Source organism: Saccharopolyspora shandongensis, from assembly GCF_900106995.1.
GTDB classification, from domain to species: domain Bacteria; phylum Actinomycetota; class Actinomycetes; order Mycobacteriales; family Pseudonocardiaceae; genus Saccharopolyspora; species Saccharopolyspora shandongensis.
Genome location: NZ_FNOK01000002.1, coordinates 210134 through 228605, shown reverse-complemented (window position 1 = coordinate 228605; position 18472 = coordinate 210134). Strand labels below are relative to the sequence as shown.

Below are 18472 nucleotides of genomic sequence, written 5' to 3'. Positions count from 1 at the left end.
GAGCGTAGTTACTGGTCAGTAACACCGCCATGTGAGCTAGCTCGCCGCGCCACCGAACCCGGTGAGCGTCTCGTTGGGGGAGTGCGGATCGGCCGGACGCGGCAGAAGATCACATGGGCGCCGGCACCGGCGGCCACCGCAATCACCCCGTTGCAGTACGACACCCGCTGTTCTCACGAGGTTCAGGAGGTGCAGTTGCATGAGCTCGTACCCCGGCAACACCGATCTCGGCGCGATCTTCGACGAGCACTTGGCCGACGAGTTCGTCATGAAGGACGTCGCCGCGACGATGGCGACGATGACCAAGAAACCCGTGGTCAACCACGTGCCCACCACGGCAGGTGGCGTCGGCCGGGCCGCCGTTTCCCGGTTCTACCGCGACCACTTCATCGGCCAGTGGCCCGACGACATCAACATCACCCGGTTGTCGCGGACCGCCGACGACGAGCGCGTGGTCGACGAAATGATCATCACCTTCACCCACGACCGGGTCATCGACGCGCTGCTGCCCGGCATCGCCCCGACCGGCCGCCGGGTGGAGATCGCCGCGGTGGCGGTGATCGGGTGCGCGAACGGCAAGGTGGCCTACGAGCACGTCTACTGGGACCAGGCATCGCTGCTGGTCCAGGTCGGGCTCCTCGACCGCGACGGCTTGCCGGTCACCGGTGCGGAGCAGGTCAAGGCCCTGCTCAACGACGGACCCCTGAACGTCCTGCAACCCGCGAAGAGCAGGTGAGCTCCGGCCGGCGGGCGCCCTCCCAGGTGCGGGCGGGCGCCCTCCGGCCGGGCGGGATCAGGCGACGACGTTGACCAGGCGGCCCGGAACGACGATGACCTTCCGCGGGTCCTTGCCGTCCAGCGCCGCGACGATCTTCTCGTCCGCCAGCGCCGCCGCCTTGACGGCGTCCTGGTCGGCCGACGCCGGCACCACGACGCGGGACCGCACCTTGCCGTTGACCTGGATCGGGTACTCCAGGGTGTCCTCGACCAGGTACTGCTCGTCGGCCACCGGGAACGGGCCGTGCGCCAGGCCGTCGCCGTGCCCCAACCGGGTCCACAGCTCCTCGGCCAGGTGCGGCGTCAGCGGCGCGACCATCAGCACCAGCGGCTCCACCACCGACCGCGGCGTGCCCGCCGCCGACGAGTACGCCTTGGTGATCCGGTTGTTGAACTCGATCAGCTTCGCCACCGCGGTGTTGAACCGCAGCGCCGAGTAGTCCTCCCGGACCCCGGCGATGGTCTTGTGCAGCGCGCGCAGCATCTCGGCGTCCGGCTGCTCGTCGGTCAGCCGCAGCTCACCGCTGTTCTCGTCGACGACGTTGCGCCACAGCCGCTGCAGGAACCGGTGTGAGCCGATGACGTCCTTGGTCGCCCACGGCCGCGACGCATCCAGCGGACCCATCGCCATCTCGTACAGCCGCAGCGTGTCCGCGCCGTAGGAGTCGGCCATCTCGTCCGGGGAGACGGAGTTCTTCAGGCTCTTGCCCATCTTCCCGAACTCGCGGTTGACCTCCTGGCCGTTGTGGAAGAACTTGCCGTCACGCTCCTCCACCTCCTCGGCCTGGACGTACACACCGCGCGAGTCGGTGTACGCGTAGGCCTGGATGTAGCCCTGGTTGTACAACCGCCGGTACGGCTCCTCGGACTGCAGGTAGCCCAGGTCGTGCAGCACCTTGTGCCAGAAGCGGGAGTACAGCAGGTGCAGCACCGCGTGCTCCATGCCGCCGATGTACAGGTCCACGCCGCCCGGGTCGTTGGGGCCGTGCAGCTCCGGGCGCTTGCCCATCCAGTACTGCTCGTTGGCCGGGTCGACGAACCGCTCCGAGTTGTCCGGGTCGATGTAGCGCAGCTGGTACCAGCAGGAACCGGCCCACTGCGGCATCACGTTGGTGTCCCGCTTGTAGTGCTTCAGGCCGTCGCCCAGGTCCAGCTCCACCTCGGCCCAGTCGGTGGCCTTGGCCAGCGGCGGCGCCGGCTCGCTGTCGGCGTCCTCCGGTTCGAAGGTGCGCGGTGAGTAGTCCTCCACCTCGGGCAGCTCGACCGGCAGCTGGTCCTCCGGCAGCCCGCGCGGGATGCCGTCCTCGCCGTAGACGATCGGGAACGGCTCGCCCCAGTAGCGCTGCCGCGCGAACAGCCAGTCGCGCAGCTTGTACTGGACGGTGCCCCGGCCGTGGCCGTGGTCCTCCAGCCAGGCGATGACCGTCTTCTTCGCATCGGCGATGTCCAGGCCGTCCAGGCTCAGCCCGGTGGTCTCCGAGGACGAGTTGATCGCCGGGCCGTCGCCGGTGAACGCGTCGCCGTCGAAGCCGTCCGACGGCTGCACTGTGCGGACGATCGGCAGGCCGAAAACGGACGCGAAGTCCCAGTCGCGCTGGTCCTGGCCGGGCACCGCCATGATCGCGCCGGTGCCGTAGCCCATCAGCACGTAGTCGGCGATGAACACCGGGATCTGGGTGCCGTTGACCGGGTTCGTCGCCCAGGCACCGGTGAAGACGCCAGTCTTCTCCTTGTTCTCCTGGCGGTCCAGGTCGGACTTCATCGACGCCGCGCGCCGGTACTGCGCGACCGCCTCCGCCGGGGTCGCCGCGCCGCCGGTCCAGCGGTCGTCGACCTCCGCGGGCCACGCGGTCGCGGTCAGCTCGTCGACCAGCGGGTGCTCCGGCGCCAGCACCATGTAGGTCACGCCGAACAGGGTGTCCGGGCGGGTGGTGAACACCTCGATGTGGTCGGCCGAGCCGTCCAGCGGGAACCGCACGTTGGCGCCCTGCGAGCGGCCGATCCAGTTCCGCTGCATGGTCTTGACCTTGTCCGACCAGTCCAGCCGGTCCAGGTCGTCGACCAGGCGGTCGGCGTAGGCGGTGATCCGCATCATCCACTGCTTGAGGTTGCGGCGGAACACCGGGAAGTTGCCGCGCTCGGTCAGCCCGTCGGCGGTGACCTCCTCGTTCGCGACCACGGTGCCCAGGCCGGGCGCCCAGTTCACCGGCGCCTCGGACAGGTAGGCCAGCCGGTACGAGTCGACGACCTGGCGCTGCTCACCGTCGGTCAGCTCGCCCCACGGGCGGCCGTCCGGGGTGGCGCGCTCACCGGTGGCGAACTGCTCGACCAGCTCGCCGATCGGCCGGGCGCGGCCCTTGCCGCCGTTCGCCTCGGTGTCGTACCAGGAGTTGAAGACCTGCAGGAAGATCCACTGCGTCCAGCGGTAGAACTCGATGTCGGTGGTCGCGACGCGGCGGCGCTCGTCGTGGCCCAGGCCCAGCCGGCGGATCTGCCCCAGGTAGCGCTCGATGTTCTGCTCGGTCGTGGTCCGCGGGTGCGTGCCGGTCTGCACCGCGTACTGCTCGGCGGGCAGGCCGAACGAGTCGAAGCCCATCGTGTGCAGCACGTTGCGGCCCAGCATCCGGTGGTAGCGGGCGTAGACGTCGGTGCCGATGAAGCCCAGCGGGTGGCCGACGTGCAGCCCGGCGCCGGAGGGGTAGGGGAACATGTCCTGGACGAACAGCTTGTCCTCGGGGACGTCGCCCTTGAGCGAGCCGACGGGGTTCGGCGCGTGGAACGTGCCGCGCTCCTCCCAGAGCCGCTGCCAACGCCGCTCGATCTCGGTCGCCGTGTCCGCCGTGTAGCGGAACTGCGGGACCTCTTCGGCAACCCCGGTCGTCGAGCCCTCTGCCTGGCCACTCATCGTGTTGCGTCCTTCCCTGCCTTCTCGCCCGAACGCGCGGGTCATGCGCTCTTAGTGTGCCGCCTCCCGAAAATGGAAAACCCCCCAGGCCCTGGTGGGCATGAGGGGTTGCCGCGTCGAAGCGTCGCTACCGGACGTTCAACGCGGCCTCGCAAGAAGCAGACGTGTGCTCACGAACCCAGGGTAACGCACCTCACCGCACGGACAGCGTGATGATCTGCGTGGTCTGGTTCGGGGCGAAGTTGTCGTCGCTGACCAGGACCAGGCTGCGGCGGCCGTCTGGCAGCCGCGGGCCCCAGGTCATGCCCTCGACGTTGTCGATCGTGCTCAGCCCCAGGTCGGCGAGGTCGGCCACCAGCTCCTTGCGGACCGGGCGCACCTTCGCGTCCTGCAGCGACGAGACGTGCTGCACGTCCGTCGCGCCGCGGGTGGTGATCCGGTAGATCCGGATCGAGTTGCCGACGCCCGTCACGAACGAGCGCTCCATCACCAGGTACCCGTCGCGGTCGGCCAGCAGCGCGGAGACGCCGTTGTTGGCGAAACCGCCGGTGGGGGACTCGGCGAACACCGGGTCCAGCGGGTAGGCGTACTGGCCCTGCACCCAGCCGGACCGGGACTGCACGGTGATCCGGGACAGCGCGCCGTGCTCGACGGTCGGCGACTCGCCGTCCTGCAGCAGCGGCCCCTCCATCGCGGTGACCACCCGGCTGCCGCCGGCGGCGAACGTCAGGCCCTCCAGCACCTCGTTCTGCTTCGGCCCGGCGGTCGGCTCCATCCGCAGGTTCGCCGGCAGCGGCAGCTCGTTGGAGAAGTGGCCGCCCGCGCCGACGCTGGAGATCGACGGGTCGATCAGCTGCGCGGCCCGCTCGCCCTCGCTGGTCCACCAGATCGTGCCGGACCACGGATCCCAGCGGACGTCCTCCGGATCCACGGTGCCCTTCGGGTAGGTCGTGCCGTCCGGCCGCAGCAGCGGCAAGGTGGCGGTCAGCTCGAACTCGCCGCCGTCGAAGCGCGCGGTGTAGAACCGCGCGGGCTGCCGATCGGAGCGGTCGTCGCTGATCAGCACCCATTCGCCGGTGCGCGGGTTGTAGTCGATGCCGGAGAGGCCGCCGACCGTGGTGCCGTCGAACTCCATCGCGTGCGGCAGGGTCAGCTCGCCCACCAGGGCGACCTCGTCGGTCTTCGCCGCCGCCGGTGCCGCAGCGGCGACCAGCAGTGCGACGGCCAGCAGACCGGCCGGGACAATCTTCTTCGCCATGTGGGTCAGCACACCTGACCCGGGTGTCCGGCAGGTAGCGATGAGATGGCGGCTTACGCTGTCGGGGTGTTCGCTGTTCAGGTGATCCTCTGCGCGCTCCTGGTCCTCGGCGGGGCGGCGCTGCTGTTCCTCGGTTTCCGCGGACTGCGGGGCCAACTGGTCCGCAACCGCTACGTCGGTGTCCGCACCCCTGCCGCCATGCGCAGCGAGGACGCTTTCGAGCTCGCCAACCGGGCCGCCGGGCCCGCGATGCTGGCGGGCGGCGCGATCGCGGTGCTCGCCGGTGCCTCGATGCCGATGCTGGCCGCCACTTCCAGCGTCGTGATGGTCGCGGTGTTCGGGCTGGTCGGCGCCTTCGCGCTGATGACCGTCGGCGGTGTGGTCGGCAACCGCGCCGCCGAGGCGATGCCCGCGCCGGCGGCTGTCGGCGGCTGCGGTGGCTGCGCGGGCGGCTGCTGCGGCGTGCCCAAGCAGAGCTGAATCGCCGGCGAGCACGGGCCACGGCTGTGCCGCGTCACGGCGAAGCCGTGGCAACGTGACCGGCATGCTGAGGTGCACCCGCTTCCGCAACGGCCGCCCCGAGGACATCCCGGGCGGCGAAACTCTCGACGCGCTCCGCGACATTCCGGAGGACGCCTTCGTCTGGCTTGAGGTGCCACCGGAGCGGTTCGACCTGCTGCACGAGGCGGCGCGGCTGCTGGAGCTGCCCGCGCTGGCCGTCGAGGACGCGGGGCGCCCCCACCATCGCGCCAAGCTCGAGCGGTACCCGGGCTGCGAGTTCATCGTCCTCAAGGTCCTCGGCTACGCCGAGGAGCGCTCGGCGGTCAGCACCTCGGAGCTGTTGATGTTCCTGACCGAGCGGGTGCTGATCACGGTGCGGCACGGCGGTCAAGATCCGGCCGCCGAGGCCCGTCGGCGAGCCGCCGACCGGCCGGACCTCGTCGCCCTGGGCACGCGGGCGATGGTGTACCTGCTCGCGGATTCGGTCGTGGACTCCTACCTGGTCATCGCGGCACAGCTCGGCGAGGACCTCGTCGAGCTGGAGCAGCGGGTGTTCGCCCCGAACCGGGACGACCCGACCGAGGACCTGTACTCGCTGAAGCGCGAGGTGCTGGAGTTCCGCGACGCCATCGAGCCGCTGCTGCCGGTGGCGCACCAGATGATCCGCCAGGACAACGGCGTGCCCGGACTGCTCGGCCAGCACTTCCGCAACGTGGCCGACCACGTGATCCGGGCCGAACGCCAGATCGTCTCCTGCGACGAGCTGCTCAACTCGGTGCTCGCCGCCCAGTTCTCCCGGGCCGGGCTGTGGCAGAACGAGGACATGCGCAAGATCTCCGCGTGGGCGGCGATCGCACTGATCCCGACCATCGTCGGCGCGATCTACGGGATGAACTTCGAGAACATGCCGGAGCTGCACTGGGCCTTCGGCTACCCGCTGGCGCTGCTGGTGATCATCGTCCTCTGCTGCGTCGTCTACGCGATGCTCCGCCGGAACCGCTGGCTCTGACTTGTCCACAGGAAGTTGTCCACAACTCTGTGGATAACTCCCAGTTCTGGGGATAACTCGCCCACCAGTCCACAACCCAAGTCCCCACCCGCGCCATTTGAGTGCGGCAGGCGGGTTGTCGTCTTTGAAGCGGCGCAGCCCACCCTCCACCACCCGAGGTGAGCCGGGACACCGAAGTCAGTTCAGCTTGACGTCGCCGGGGTGGGTGGCGAGGAAGGCCAGGGGTGGGCCTTGGCGGCGGAGGACCCGGCCCCAGAGCTCGGTGCCCGGGTCGGCGATGACGTCGTCCGGCAGGGCCGGGACGACGATCCAGTCGCCGCGGTCGATCTCCCCGGCGAGCTGGCCGGGCTCCCAGCCCGCGTAGCCGGCGAAGAACCGGAGGCCGCGAGCGCGGGGGACGAGTTCGGCGGGATCACCGTCGAGGTCGACCAGGCCGACCGGCCCGCGGACGCCGACCATGCCCGCGATCGCCCCGACGTCCTGGCCCGCGTGGAGCGTGGCCAGGCAGATCGCCGTGCGCTGCTCCACCGGCCCGCCGACGAACAGCGACTGCGGTTCGCTCGCGTGGTCGGCCCACTTCGGCAGCACGTCGTGCACCGCCACCTCACTCGGCCGGTTCAGCACGACGCCCAGGGTGCCCTCGGCGCGGTGGTGGATCACGTAGACCACCGTCCGCCGGAAGTTCCGGTCCAGCAGCTGTGGGGCAGCGACGAGCAGCGTCCCCGGTTCCACGTCCGCGTCTGATCCCACCATCGCATGATCTCACTGGTTGCCCGTGCACGAACCACCCTGACCGAAACCAGGCCCGCCAGCACCGCCCGGCGAGCCCGGATCCCGGCGCCGACGACTGATCAGCAGTCAGCGATCACAGGGAGATGTACTCTTCACTAATATTAAAACTCTCTGACCTGCGGAAATCTCTCCGCCTCCAGGCGAGCGGGGCCTGAGCCCCCGACGACTCAGGGAACCTCGATGCCCTGTTCGCGGGCCCAGTTCAGCAGCTCCTCGACGGCCTCGTCGTGGGACATCGGGCCGCGGTCCAGGCGTAGCTCTTTCAGGTGCTTCCAGGCCTGGCCCACGACCGGGCCGGGCTCGACGCCGAGCAGCCGGATGATCTCGTTGCCGTCCAGATCCGGGCGGACCTTCGCCAGGTCCTCCGCCGCGGCGATCCGGTCGATCCGCTCCTCCAGGTCGTCGTACGCCCGCTGCAGCGCCGACGCCTTGCGCTTGTTCCGGGTCGTGCAGTCCGCGCGCACCAGCTTGTGCAGCCGGGGCAGCAGCGGGCCGGCGTCGTTGACGTAGCGGCGCACCGCCGAGTCGGTCCACTGGCCGTCGCTGTAGCCGTGGAAGCGCAGGTGCAGGAACACCAGGTCGGCGACGTCCTTGATGACGTCCTTCGGGTACCGCAGCGCGCGCAGCCGCTTGCGGACCATCTTCGCGCCGACGACCTCGTGGTGGTGGAAGCTCACGCCGCCGCCCGACTCGAACCGGCGGGTGGCCGGCTTGCCGATGTCGTGCAGCAGCGCCGCCAGCCGCAGCACCAGGTCCGGCTCGCCGCCTGGGTCGGCCGCCTGCTCCAGGTCGATCGCCTGGTCCAGCACGGTCAGCGAGTGCCGGTAGACGTCCTTGTGCTGGTGGTGCTCGTCGATCTCCAGCTTCATGGCCGGCACCTCGGGCAGCACGTGGTCGGCCAGCCCGGTCTCCACCAGCAGCTCGATGCCGCGCCGCGGGTTCTCGCCGCACAGCAGCTTGGACAGCTCGACATGCACCCGCTCCGGGGTGATCCGGGTGATCTGGGTGGCCATGTCGGTCATCGCCGTCACCACCCGGTCGGCCGCGGTGAAGCCGAGCTGGGAGACGAAGCGGGCGGCGCGCAGCATTCGCAGCGGATCGTCGGCGAAGGAGTCCTCCGGCGCGGCCGGGGTGTCCAGTCGCCGCTCCGCCAGGTCGGCCATGCCGCCGTGCAGGTCGACGAACGTGCGCGCCGGCAGCTCGATGGCCATCGCGTTCACGGTGAAGTCGCGGCGCACCAGGTCGCCCTCGATGGTGTCGCCGAAGGTGACGTCGGGCTTGCGGCCGACCCCGTCGTAGGTGTCGGCGCGGAACGTCGTGATCTCCACGGTCGTGCCGTGCCGGTACGCGCCGAGCGTGCCGAACTGGATCCCGGTATCCCAGATCGTCTCCGCCCAGCCGGTCAGCAGCTCGCGGACCTGCTCCGGGTGCGCGTCGGTGGTGAAGTCCAGGTCGGTGCCCAGCCGGCCCAGCAGCGCATCCCGCACGCTGCCGCCGACCAGGTACAGCCGGTGACCCGCGGCGGCGAAGCGCTGCGCGAGCTCCTCGGCGATCGGCGCGACCTTCACCAGCTCCACGACGGCATTGCGCTGCGCTTGGCGCTCCCGAGCCTGCAGCTCGGCGGGCGTGGCGGAGTCGTGGTGCGGTGCGGAGGGGGACACGATGTACCAGGGTATCGGCTGCTCAGGAGGCCCCCACCGGCTACCTGCGGCATGCGCGCATGCGCACTCGGCCACTCCGGCGCCGGACGAGCGGAGCAGCCCGTTGACCCAGCCGTGCGAACGGGATCGCGGGAGGTCGCCGGGGGCGGCCGGCCACGGCCGTTCGCCGGACTACCAGCTCCACTCGGACGCGCTGATCGCACTACCATCGGCGGCATGCCCCCGTCGCCCGGCCGCTCCGGCGGTACTCAGCCGGGGCGTCGGAACCGGCGCCGACGGCGCAGGCTGCGGACCGTCGACGAGACCTCGGCCGGTGGGCTGGTGGTGAACGGCCCCGAAGGCCGCGCTGCGATCATCGGGAGGCTGGACCGCAAGGGACGACTGCTCTGGTCGCTGCCGAAGGGCCACATCGAGGCGGGCGAGACCGCGGAGCAGACCGCGGTGCGAGAGGTCGCCGAGGAGACCGGCATCATCGGCCGGGTGGTGGCCCCCATCGGCACGATCGACTACTGGTTCGTCGCGGGCAACCGGCGCATACACAAGACCGTGCACCACTTCCTGCTGGATGCGGTGGGCGGAGAGCTTTCCGACGAGGACGTGGAGGTCACCGAGGTGGCGTGGGTGCCGCTTGGTGAACTGGACGAGGTACTGGCCTACGCCGACGAACGTCGGCTGGTGCGCCGCGCGCTGAGCCTGCGCGACGGCGAAACGAACGAGGCGGGCGAGCGGCTCGGAGCCCGGCCGGCACGAGGTAGCGGAACGGAGCCGGGGTGAGGTTTCTGCTTACCGCGCTTGTCGCGGTGTTGCTGTGCGCGATGGTTCCGCTGGTCCCGGCGCCGCAGGCAGCCGCGCAAGGCGATCCACCGACCACGTTGGACGTGACCAAGATCACTCCTTCGGTGGTCGGTCCCGGTTCGCCGGGCGAGGTCGTCATCACCGGCCGGCTGACCAACACCAGCAATCAGCCGATCAACAACGTCGAGGCCCGCGTCCAGCGCGGCAACGCGACCACCACCGAACCCGCGGTCCAGCGGGCGTTGCGGGAAGACCCGGCCACCGTCACCGAGCCCGCGTTCACCTCGGTCACCGCCCGGCTCGCACCGGGGCAGCAGATCCCCGTCGAGCTCCGCATCCCGCTGACCGGCCCGAACTCCCTGCAGCTCAGCCAGCCCGGCGTGTACCCGCTGCTGGTCAACGTCAATGGCGCGCCCAACGGCGGCGGCCGTGCACGCATCGCCCAGGCCCAGTTCCTGCTGCCGGTGCTCGCCACCCCGGGCGGCGAGCCGGTGCGCCCGGAGCAGCCGACCGATACCAGCATGCTGGTGCCGATCGTGGACTTCCCGCGGCTGGAGCGGGAGGCCATCGGCGGCATGCGCGCGGTGCTGGTGGACGACCAGCTCTCCGCCTCGCTCGCGCCCGGCGGCCGGCTCTACGACCTGGTGCAGGCGGTGACCGACCGAGCCGGGCCCGGCTCGCCGGTGGGCAATGCCCTGTGCTTCGCGGTCGACCCGGACCTGCTGGTCACCGCCCGTGCGATGCAGCAGGGCTACCTGGTGCGCCAGCCCAACAACTCGCTGGTCGAGGGCATTGGCGCCGGCGCCGCCGGCCTGTGGCTGAGCAAGCTGCGCGAGGCCACCAAGGGGCGCTGCGTGACGGCGCTGCCCTACGCCGACACCGACATCGTGGCGCTGGGCCGCGCCGGACTGCCGGACGTGGTGAAGGGCGCGATGGACGGCACCGCCCTGGTGCGCGACATCCTGAACGTCGAACCGCGCAACCTGCTCTGGCCGATGGAGGGCGCGCTCGCCGATCCGGCCATCGGCGATCTGCCCCGCACCGAGCTGCTGGAGCCGCGGGCGCTGAACCTCCCGCCCGGATCGCTGTCGCCGGTCCGGGTGCGCGGCCAGGACATGGCCGCCGTCCCGCTCGACCCGCTGCTGACCAGCGCGCTCGACCCGCTGCACGACACGGAGATGAAGGTCACCGCGCTGTCGCCGCGGGAGAACGGGCTGCCGTCCGCCCAGAACGCGCTCGGCGCGCTGGCGTTCCGCGCGACGCAGGGCCGGGTGCCGGATGCCACCTCGGTGCTGGCTCCGCCGCGCCGCTGGAACCTCCGCGGCGATGACCTGCGCGCCCTGCTCGATGGCATGCAGCAGCTGAACGAGGCCGGGCTGATCCGGCTCGTCCCGGTGCCCGAGCCGGCCCCGGAGACGCTCCCGGAGGCCGACCTCGACTACCCGGTGGACGCCGGCTCGGCGGAGATCCCGCAGCCGGTGCTCGAACAGCTCGCCGCGCAGAACTTCAAGGTCGGCGACCTGTTCCGGTCCACCGCGAAGGACCCGGCCCGGCAGGTCTACCCGGCCGATGTCACCACGCCGCTGCTCAGCGGCCTGCTGCGCGGGGCCTCCAGCGCCTGGCGCGGCAACCCGGACGCGGCCCGCGAATGGGTCGACCGGGCGGGCGTCGCGATCGACGACGTGCTCGGGCAGGTCCGCGTCGAGCACTTCGAGGGCAAGGTCATGCGGTGGGATTCGGCCGACAGCCCGATCCCGGTGACCGTGGTCAACGACCTGCCGGTCACGGTGCACGTGGTGTTCCGGATCCCGCCGGTGCCCGGTGTCCAGATCCAGCAGGACTTCGGCGGCACGCTGTCCATCCCGGCCAACGGGCGGCGCCAGTTCCTGCTGCAGGCCAACGCGCAGCGAGCAGGCAAGTTCACCATCGACGTGACCACGACCACGCAGGCGGGCACCCAGCTCGGCACCACCAAGCGGCTGCAGATCGAATCCAGCAACTACGGCGCCCTGATCCCGATCCTCACCGGGATCGCGGCCGCGTTGCTGGTGCTGATGTCGGCGATGCGGATCATCAAGCGGGCCCTGGCCAGGCGTCGCCGGGCCGAGGCCGCCGCCGCGGCCGACGCCGCGGAGCCGGCGGAATCCACCGACGCGGCGGCGAACGGCGCGCCGCAGGACAGCACGTCCGAAGCCGCCCACATCGCCACCACCGACGGTGATCGGAACCGGAACTGAGATCCTGAGCGGGGTCACGCCCATCACTCGTAGGGGTGGACCTCGATCGAACGACAGGACCGGTGCGTGCACTCGGTGTGCCGAGGGGCGAAGGATTTGAGGCAGTGAACCGAGACAGGGATGCCGGGCGGATCGGCGGTAACCCCGGGCCGCCCAGGCCCGCGCCGCGCCCAGCGCCACGCCCCGACGCCCACCAGACCGCGCCGATCCGCCGCCCTGGCCCCATGCCCCAGGCGCCGGGAGTGCCGCGCGGCTGGCACGTCGCGGAGACCCAGCCGATCCCGGTGGTGCCGCCGGAGCCCGGCATCAACCAGGCCATGGAGCAGGCCGCCGAGCAGACGCAGGTGATCCGCCCGGTCTCGCCGGGCAAGCCGTCGCTGCTCAAGGCCAGCGGATCGATGGCCATCGCGACCCTGACCAGCCGGATCACCGGCTTCCTGTGGAAGCTGATGCTGGCCGGGGCGATCGGCTTCGCGGTCGAGAACGACTCGTTCAACGTGGCCAACACGATGCCGAACATGCTCTTCGAGCTGCTCATCGGCGGCGTGCTGACCAGCGTCGTGGTGCCGGTGCTGGTGCGGGCGAAGAAGTCCGACGCCGACGGCGGTGAGCGGTTCGTCCAGACGCTGATGACGCTGGCCACGGTGGTCCTGGCGCTCGGCACGCTGGTGGCGATGCTCTGCACGCCGATCCTGACCTGGGCGCTGGTCACCGATTCCGACGCCTCCAACCGGGATCTGGTCAGCGCCTTCGCGTACCTGCTGCTGCCGCAGATCTTCTTCTATGGCATCAGCGCGCTGGTCGGCGCGATCCTGCAGGCCAAGCAGATCTTCAGCCCGCCGGCCTGGGCGCCGGTGTTGAACAACCTGGTCGTGATCGTCACCATCGGCGTCTACGTGCTGCTGCCGGGGCGACTCTCGCTCGACCCGGTGTCGATGACCGACGCGCACCTGCTCGTGCTGGGCGTCGGCGTCACCCTCGGTGTGCTCTGCCAGGCCGCGGTGCAGGTGCCCGCGCTGCGCAAGACCGGGTTCCGGTTCCGCTGGCGGTGGGGCTGGGACCCGCGGCTGTCGGAGTTCGGCGGGCTCGCGCTGTGGATGCTCGGTTACGTGGCGGTCAGCCAGGTGGGGCTCTGGGCGCTCACCCGGGTGGCCACCGGTGCCGCCGGCGGCGCCCTGTCGACCTACAACTACGCGTGGATGCTGCTGCAGCTGCCCTACGGCGTGATCGGCTTCTCGATCATGACCGCGATCCTGCCACGGATGAGCGCCGCCGCCGCGGACGGCGACAACGCCAAGGTGATCGGCGACCTCTCGCTGGGCAACCGACTGTCCACTGTGACCTTGCTGCCGATCAGCGCGGTCATGACCGTGCTCGGTGTGCCGCTGGCGGTGGCCCTCTTCACGACGGTCAAGCCCGACCTGCTCGAACAGGCCAACACCCTCGGGCTCAGCCTGGCCGTCTCCGCGTTCGGCGTGCTGCCCTACGCGCTGACGATGATGCAGATGCGCACGTTCAACGCGTTCAACGACGCGCGCACCCCCACCCTGATCATGGTCGTGATGACCGTCGTGAAGGTGCTGATGGCCTTCGCACTGCCCGCGGTGCTCGCGCCCGAGAACGTGGTGTTCGGTCTGTGCTTCGTCAACTCGTTCACGTTCGTGGTCGGTTGGTTGGTCGGCGAAGCCTGGCTGCGGCACCGGCTCGGCCCGCTGGGCAGCCGGCGTTTCCTTGTCACACTGGCAAAAACGTTGACGGCCTCGGTGCTGGGTGGACTCGTCGCCTGGGCGAGCACGCTCGGCGTGGACGCGCTGATCCCCGGACCCGCCGGCGCGGGAACGGGATGGTTGCAGCTGTTCGTCGGCATGCTGGTCGGTTTCGCGGCGATCTTCGGCCTGATGTCCTTGCTGCGGGTGACGGAACTCCAGCCTGCGATCGGGCGGCTCACCGGTTTGCTGCGTCGTCGCTGACTTCCGCGTCACGTACCCTCGTTGGCGAAGTCTCCTTCCGTGGGGAATAGGGGTGGCACGCAACCCCTTGCGGACCGGGAGGAGCGGGAGAGGGAAGGTGACCAGCAAACCCACCGAGCAGATCGCGGCGGAACGCGACGAGTCCGGCGACGAGGGTTCGACCGAGCAGGCGCTGACCCCTGGCCGCGTACTGGATCATGGCCGATATCGGCTCCTTTCCCAGGCAGGCGTCGACGACCGGTGCAACGTGCAGCTGTGGCGGGCCAAGGACGGCGTGCTCGGGCGCGATGTCGCGCTCACGGTCCTGGTCGGCGACCGCTCGGATTCCGAGGCGGCGTCGAACGCGCGCCGGACCCTGGAACGCGCGATGCACGCGAGCACTTTTAACCACATCGGCGTCGCGCGGGTGCTCGACGTCGTCACGCAGTCGTCCAGCGATCCGACCGGCGTGCTCGGCATCGTGATCGCCGAGTGGACCCACGGCACCGACCTGCTCGACCTGGTCGCCGAGGGCCCGCTGCCGCCCGGCACCGCGGCCCGGCTGCTGCAGCCGCTGGCCGCCGCGGTCGAGGCGGCGCACCACGCCGGACTGGTGCTGGGTGCCGACCACCCGCAGCGGATCCGGGTCACGCCGGACGGCGAGATCCGGATGGCCTTCCCCGGCCCGATGGCGCAGGCCACGTCCAGCGACGACGTGCGCGGCCTCGGCTCCGCGCTGTACCTGCTGCTGACCGGCCGCTGGGCACTTGGGCCCGCGCCCGAGGGCCTGCCGGCCGCGCCGACCGGCCCCGACGGCAACCTGGTCGCGCCGCGCACGCTGCGCCCGACCGTGCCGCTGGAGCTGTCCACGGTCGCGGTGCGCGCGCTGGGCAACCCCGATTCCACGGGCACCACCGGCGGCGTCCGCACCGGTGCCGCCGTGCTCCGCGTGCTGGAGCAGCACGCGACCTTCGAAACCACCAGCTCGGTGGGGCAGAGCGGGCAGGCCACCGAGAGCAACGAGGTCTGGCGGCGCGAGGACCCGAAGCCGGACCAGGAGAAGCGCAAGAAGCTGATGATCAGCGTCGGCGTGCTCGCGGTGGCCACGCTGCTGGTGGTCGGCTGGATCGCGGCGTCCCTGATCGGCATGTTCACCGAGAACAACGCCAACCGAGGCACGGGCCAGGTCATCGGCGAATCCGGCAACCACCCCGAGGGCCAGCCGCCGCCCGGCCAGCCCTCGGCGAATCTGATCAAGATTCCGGTCAGCAGCGCAACGCAGTTCAGCGGCAACGGCTCGCCGGACAATCCTGGGCGGCTTCGCAACATCGTCGACGGCGACCCGGCCACCGACTGGGGAACCTCCCGCTACAACCAGCAGCTCGGCGCCGGCGGGATCAGCCCCGGAACGGGCGCCGTGCTGACCTTCCAGCACGCCGCAGTGCCGCAGGAAGTCCTGATCAACTCGTTGAGCGCCGGCACCGTCGTCGAAGTCCGGACGGTCGACGGGACTCCGAGCGCGGACGGCGGCACGCTGCTGGGATCGGCGACGCTCGGCAATGGCGACACCCCGATCAAGCTGAACGCAAGCTCCTCGATGCAGCAGATCCTGGTCGTGATCAAGCAGCTGATCCCCAAGGACGGCGGGTACGCCGCCCAGATCAACGAGATCACGGTCAACGGCACCGCAGGCTGAACGTGCTTCGTCCCCGCACGACGGCTGTGCGGGGACGAAGCAGCGATCGAACTACTGAATGCTCGCGCAGTATTCAGCGAACCAGCCGATGTCACTCGCCGCGAGACCCCAGTAACGCTGCGCAGCAGAGGGATTCTGACGGGGCCGAGGTTCCACAGCCAACCGCCGATCGCGTGTATCCAGGATCATCCGGACCGGCCTCCCCGCGTCGCCCGCCTCTGCGGGGCTGCACCGAATCACTCGATCCGAAGCCGACCCGGCCCATCGGCAACGACGTCTGAGCACGGGAGATCCGCCACTCGTCAGTGGGGCGGGTGTGCCGATTCACACGAACAGTAAAGTCCTGTTCCGTGTCTGTCCCCGTCAGCTCGGACGCCGAACTCATAGCGGCGCATACCAACGGAGATCCACATGCGTTCTCCGAGCTCTTCCGCCGACATCGGGATCGGCTGTGGGCGGTTGCGCTGCGGACCATGCGCGATCACGAAGACGCCGCGGATGCGCTTCAGGACGCGATGATCTCGGCCTTCCGAAACGCGTCGTCCTTCCGCGCCGAATCCCAGGTGACCACCTGGCTGCACCGGATCGTGGTGAACGCTTGCCTCGACCGGATCCGCCGCCGCCAGGCCCGTCCCACCGTCCCCCTTCCGGAAACCGGCCCCACCGAACCGGCGGTGCCGCGCGACGCGATCGCCGAACAGGACACCAGGATGGCCGTTCAGGAGGCGCTCGCCGAACTCCCCGAAGATCAACGCTCCGCGATCGTGCTGGTGGACGTGGAGGGATACTCCGTGGCGGAGACCGCGGTCATGCTGGGCGTTGCGGAGGGCACCGTCAAGAGCCGGTGCGCACGTGGTCGGGCCAAACTCGCCAAACTTCTGGGGCACCTGCGGAACCCAAGTGCAGATGCGAACGTCCCAGATGACGCGATGGCCATCCGTCGACGGGAGGGACGATGAGTGGTGAACAACGGCGCACGGGGGCGCCGCAGGGACCACCGTGGTCCCTGGACCTGCTGGCCGATCTGCACGCGGGGGTGCTGGACCAGCAGACCGCCGATCAACTGCGCGTCCAGGTCCAGGATGACCCGGAGGCACGGGAGATCCTGGCGGCGTTGGACGCCACCAGTTCCGATCTGGCGGCACTGCCGCCGCTGACGATCCCGGACGACGTCGCGGCACGCATCGACGCCGCGCTGGAGGACGAGGTCCGGGCCTGGGCCCAGGAGCAGAGCAGTGCTGCGGCACCGGCCGAGCCCGCACCAGCCGCCGAGCAAGGTGGTCAGGTGATCGACTTCGCGGCGGCCAAGCAGCGCCGCCGGCGGAAGATCACGCTGGGCGCCGGACTGGTCGGCGTGGCCGCGGCGGCCGCCGCGGTGGTGTTCTCGGTCCTGCCGGGCAACACGGACGCCGGCAGCAACCAGGCACAGCCCGGCACGACGACCGGCAGACCAGCACCGCTGGCGCTGCAGGGCGATCAGGTCACGCTGAACGGCGAGCAGTTCGGCGAGATCATGCAATCGGAGCAGTACAGCAGCGCGCTGGCCGATCCGCAGCGGCTCATCGGCTGCCTGCAGGCCAACGGCGTCACGGGCGGCAAGCCGCTCGGGGCTCGGGAGATCACGCTCAACGGGAACCCTGCCCAGCTGCTGATCCTGCCCGGAGGCGGCCTCGGCAAGTTCCGCCTCTTAGCGGTCGGACCGGACTGCGGCCCGGGCAACCCGGCCAAGATCTCGGATTCCACCTTCGGCGGCTGAGCCGCCGGAACGCAGCAGCGCCGGCTCCCGGTCCATGGGACGGGAGCCGGCTTCGCTGTGCCCTGACGCACGGCGTCTCCGTGATCGGGAACAGACCCGAATAGGATCGCGTTGAGCCGGGTACGGTCGCGCGCCGAGCGCGGCGGAGACGCTACGACGGAAGGGGCGCGGTGACTGACGACGTCCGCAACGTGATCATCGTGGGCTCTGGCCCTGCCGGGTACACCGCTGCGGTGTACGCCGCACGGGCGGAGCTCGAACCACTCGTCTTCGAGGGCACCCAGTTCGGTGGCGCGTTGATGACCACCACCGAAGTGGAGAACTTCCCGGGCTTCCGGGAGGGGATCATGGGTCCCGACCTGATGCAGGAGATGCGGTCCCAGGCCGAGCGCTTCGGCGCCGAGCTGCGGGCCGAGGACGTCGAACGCCTCGACCTGACCGGCCAGGTCAAGACCGTGCTGGCCAACGGCGTCGAGTACCGCGCGAAGGCCGTCATCCTGGCGATGGGCGCGGCCGCCCGCTACCTCGGCGTGCCAGGCGAGGAGCGGCTGCTCGGCCGCGGCGTCTCCGCCTGCGCCACCTGCGACGGGTTCTTCTTCCGCGACCAGGACATCGCCGTCATCGGCGGCGGTGACTCCGCGATGGAGGAGGCCACCTTCCTGACCCGCTTCGCGCGGTCGGTGACGATCATCCACCGCCGCGGAGAGTTCCGCGCCTCCAAGATCATGCTGGAGCGCGCGCGGGCCAACGAGAAGATCAAGTGGCTGACCAACAAGGCGGTCACCGAGGTCATCGGCGACACCACCGTCAGTGGCCTGAAACTGCGCGACACGGTCACCGGCGAGGTCTCCGAGCTGGACGTGAGCGGCATGTTCGTCGCCATCGGCCACGACCCGCGCAGCGAGCTGGTGCGCGACCAGGTCAGCGTGGACGACGAGGGCTACGTGCAGGTCCAGCAGCCCACCACGCACACCGGCCTCCCCGGCGTGTTCGCCGCGGGCGACCTGGTGGACCACACCTACCGGCAGGCGATCACCGCCGCGGGTTCCGGCTGCTCCGCGGCCATGGACGCCGAGCGCTGGCTCGCCGAGCACGACGTGCCGGCGGCCGAGCTCGTCGGCGGCTCGGCTAACTGA

The 18472-nt window shown here is 70.5% G+C and carries 14 protein-coding genes; 10 read left to right on the top strand and 4 right to left on the bottom strand.

Annotated features, from left to right (window positions below; all coding sequences use genetic code 11):
* Positions 1 to 199 precede the first annotated feature (199 nt).
* Complete coding sequence (locus BLW84_RS02800; protein WP_093260879.1) at positions 200 to 736, top strand: ester cyclase; 537 nt, start codon at positions 200 to 202, stop codon at positions 734 to 736.
* A gap of 57 nt (positions 737 to 793) precedes the next feature.
* Here BLW84_RS02800 and leuS read toward each other — a convergent pair whose 3' ends face one another.
* Both leuS and BLW84_RS02790 read right to left on the bottom strand, forming a co-directional pair.
* Complete coding sequence (leuS, locus tag BLW84_RS02795; RefSeq protein WP_093260877.1) at positions 794 to 3682, bottom strand: leucine--tRNA ligase; 2889 nt, start codon at positions 3680 to 3682, stop codon at positions 794 to 796.
* A 193-nt stretch (positions 3683 to 3875) separates the two neighbouring features.
* A complete protein-coding gene (locus BLW84_RS02790; RefSeq protein ID WP_093260875.1) occupies positions 3876 to 4940 on the bottom strand; it encodes an esterase-like activity of phytase family protein in 1065 nt (354 codons plus the stop codon).
* 66 nt (positions 4941 to 5006) lie between these two features.
* Here BLW84_RS02790 and BLW84_RS02785 point away from each other — a divergent pair, with 66 nt between their 5' ends.
* Complete coding sequence (locus tag BLW84_RS02785; protein WP_245760887.1) at positions 5007 to 5420, top strand: SdpI family protein; 414 nt, start codon at positions 5007 to 5009, stop codon at positions 5418 to 5420.
* A 64-nt stretch (positions 5421 to 5484) separates the two neighbouring features.
* A complete protein-coding gene (locus tag BLW84_RS02780) occupies positions 5485 to 6450 on the top strand; it encodes a magnesium and cobalt transport protein CorA (protein ID WP_143060844.1) in 966 nt (321 codons plus the stop codon).
* 177 nt (positions 6451 to 6627) lie between these two features.
* Here the strand turns inward: BLW84_RS02780 and BLW84_RS02775 are convergent, their stop codons facing one another.
* Together BLW84_RS02775 and BLW84_RS02770 are read right to left on the bottom strand one after the other, a co-directional pair.
* On the bottom strand, positions 6628 to 7203 hold the full coding sequence (locus tag BLW84_RS02775) for a YqgE/AlgH family protein (protein ID WP_177226237.1): 576 nt from the start codon (positions 7201 to 7203) through the stop codon (positions 6628 to 6630).
* A gap of 206 nt (positions 7204 to 7409) precedes the next feature.
* Positions 7410 to 8858 (bottom strand): CCA tRNA nucleotidyltransferase, encoded by a 1449-nt coding sequence (locus BLW84_RS02770; RefSeq protein WP_093261118.1) that lies wholly within the window; start codon positions 8856 to 8858, stop codon positions 7410 to 7412.
* Between the two features lie 261 nt (positions 8859 to 9119).
* Between BLW84_RS02770 and BLW84_RS02765 the strand changes: the two genes are divergently transcribed.
* From BLW84_RS02765 to trxB, 7 genes are all read left to right on the top strand, one after another.
* The gene (locus BLW84_RS02765; RefSeq protein WP_093260869.1) at positions 9120 to 9677 is read left to right on the top strand and encodes an NUDIX hydrolase; all 558 of its coding nucleotides are present in this window, start codon (positions 9120 to 9122) and stop codon (positions 9675 to 9677) included.
* Positions 9674 to 11935 carry a DUF6049 family protein gene (locus BLW84_RS02760; RefSeq protein WP_093260867.1) on the top strand — a complete coding sequence of 754 codons (2262 nt, stop codon included), beginning with the start codon at positions 9674 to 9676 and terminating at the stop codon, positions 11933 to 11935. Before BLW84_RS02765 ends, BLW84_RS02760 begins: the two co-directional genes overlap by 4 nt.
* A 224-nt stretch (positions 11936 to 12159) precedes the next feature.
* Positions 12160 to 13905 carry a murein biosynthesis integral membrane protein MurJ gene (murJ, locus tag BLW84_RS02755; protein ID WP_093260865.1) on the top strand — a complete coding sequence of 582 codons (1746 nt, stop codon included), beginning with the start codon at positions 12160 to 12162 and terminating at the stop codon, positions 13903 to 13905.
* Positions 13906 to 14002: 97 nt separating this feature from the next.
* Positions 14003 to 15580 carry a protein kinase family protein gene (locus tag BLW84_RS02750; protein ID WP_093260863.1) on the top strand — a complete coding sequence of 526 codons (1578 nt, stop codon included), beginning with the start codon at positions 14003 to 14005 and terminating at the stop codon, positions 15578 to 15580.
* 350 nt (positions 15581 to 15930) lie between these two features.
* Entirely contained in the window at positions 15931 to 16539 is a 609-nt protein-coding gene (gene sigM, locus BLW84_RS02745) for an RNA polymerase sigma factor SigM (RefSeq protein ID WP_093260861.1), read from the top strand.
* On the top strand, positions 16536 to 17336 hold the full coding sequence (locus BLW84_RS02740) for an anti-sigma factor (RefSeq protein ID WP_177226236.1): 801 nt from the start codon (positions 16536 to 16538) through the stop codon (positions 17334 to 17336). Before sigM ends, BLW84_RS02740 begins: the two co-directional genes overlap by 4 nt.
* Positions 17337 to 17506: 170 nt before the next feature.
* Positions 17507 to 18472 (top strand): thioredoxin-disulfide reductase, encoded by a 966-nt coding sequence (trxB, locus tag BLW84_RS02735; protein ID WP_093260859.1) that lies wholly within the window; start codon positions 17507 to 17509, stop codon positions 18470 to 18472.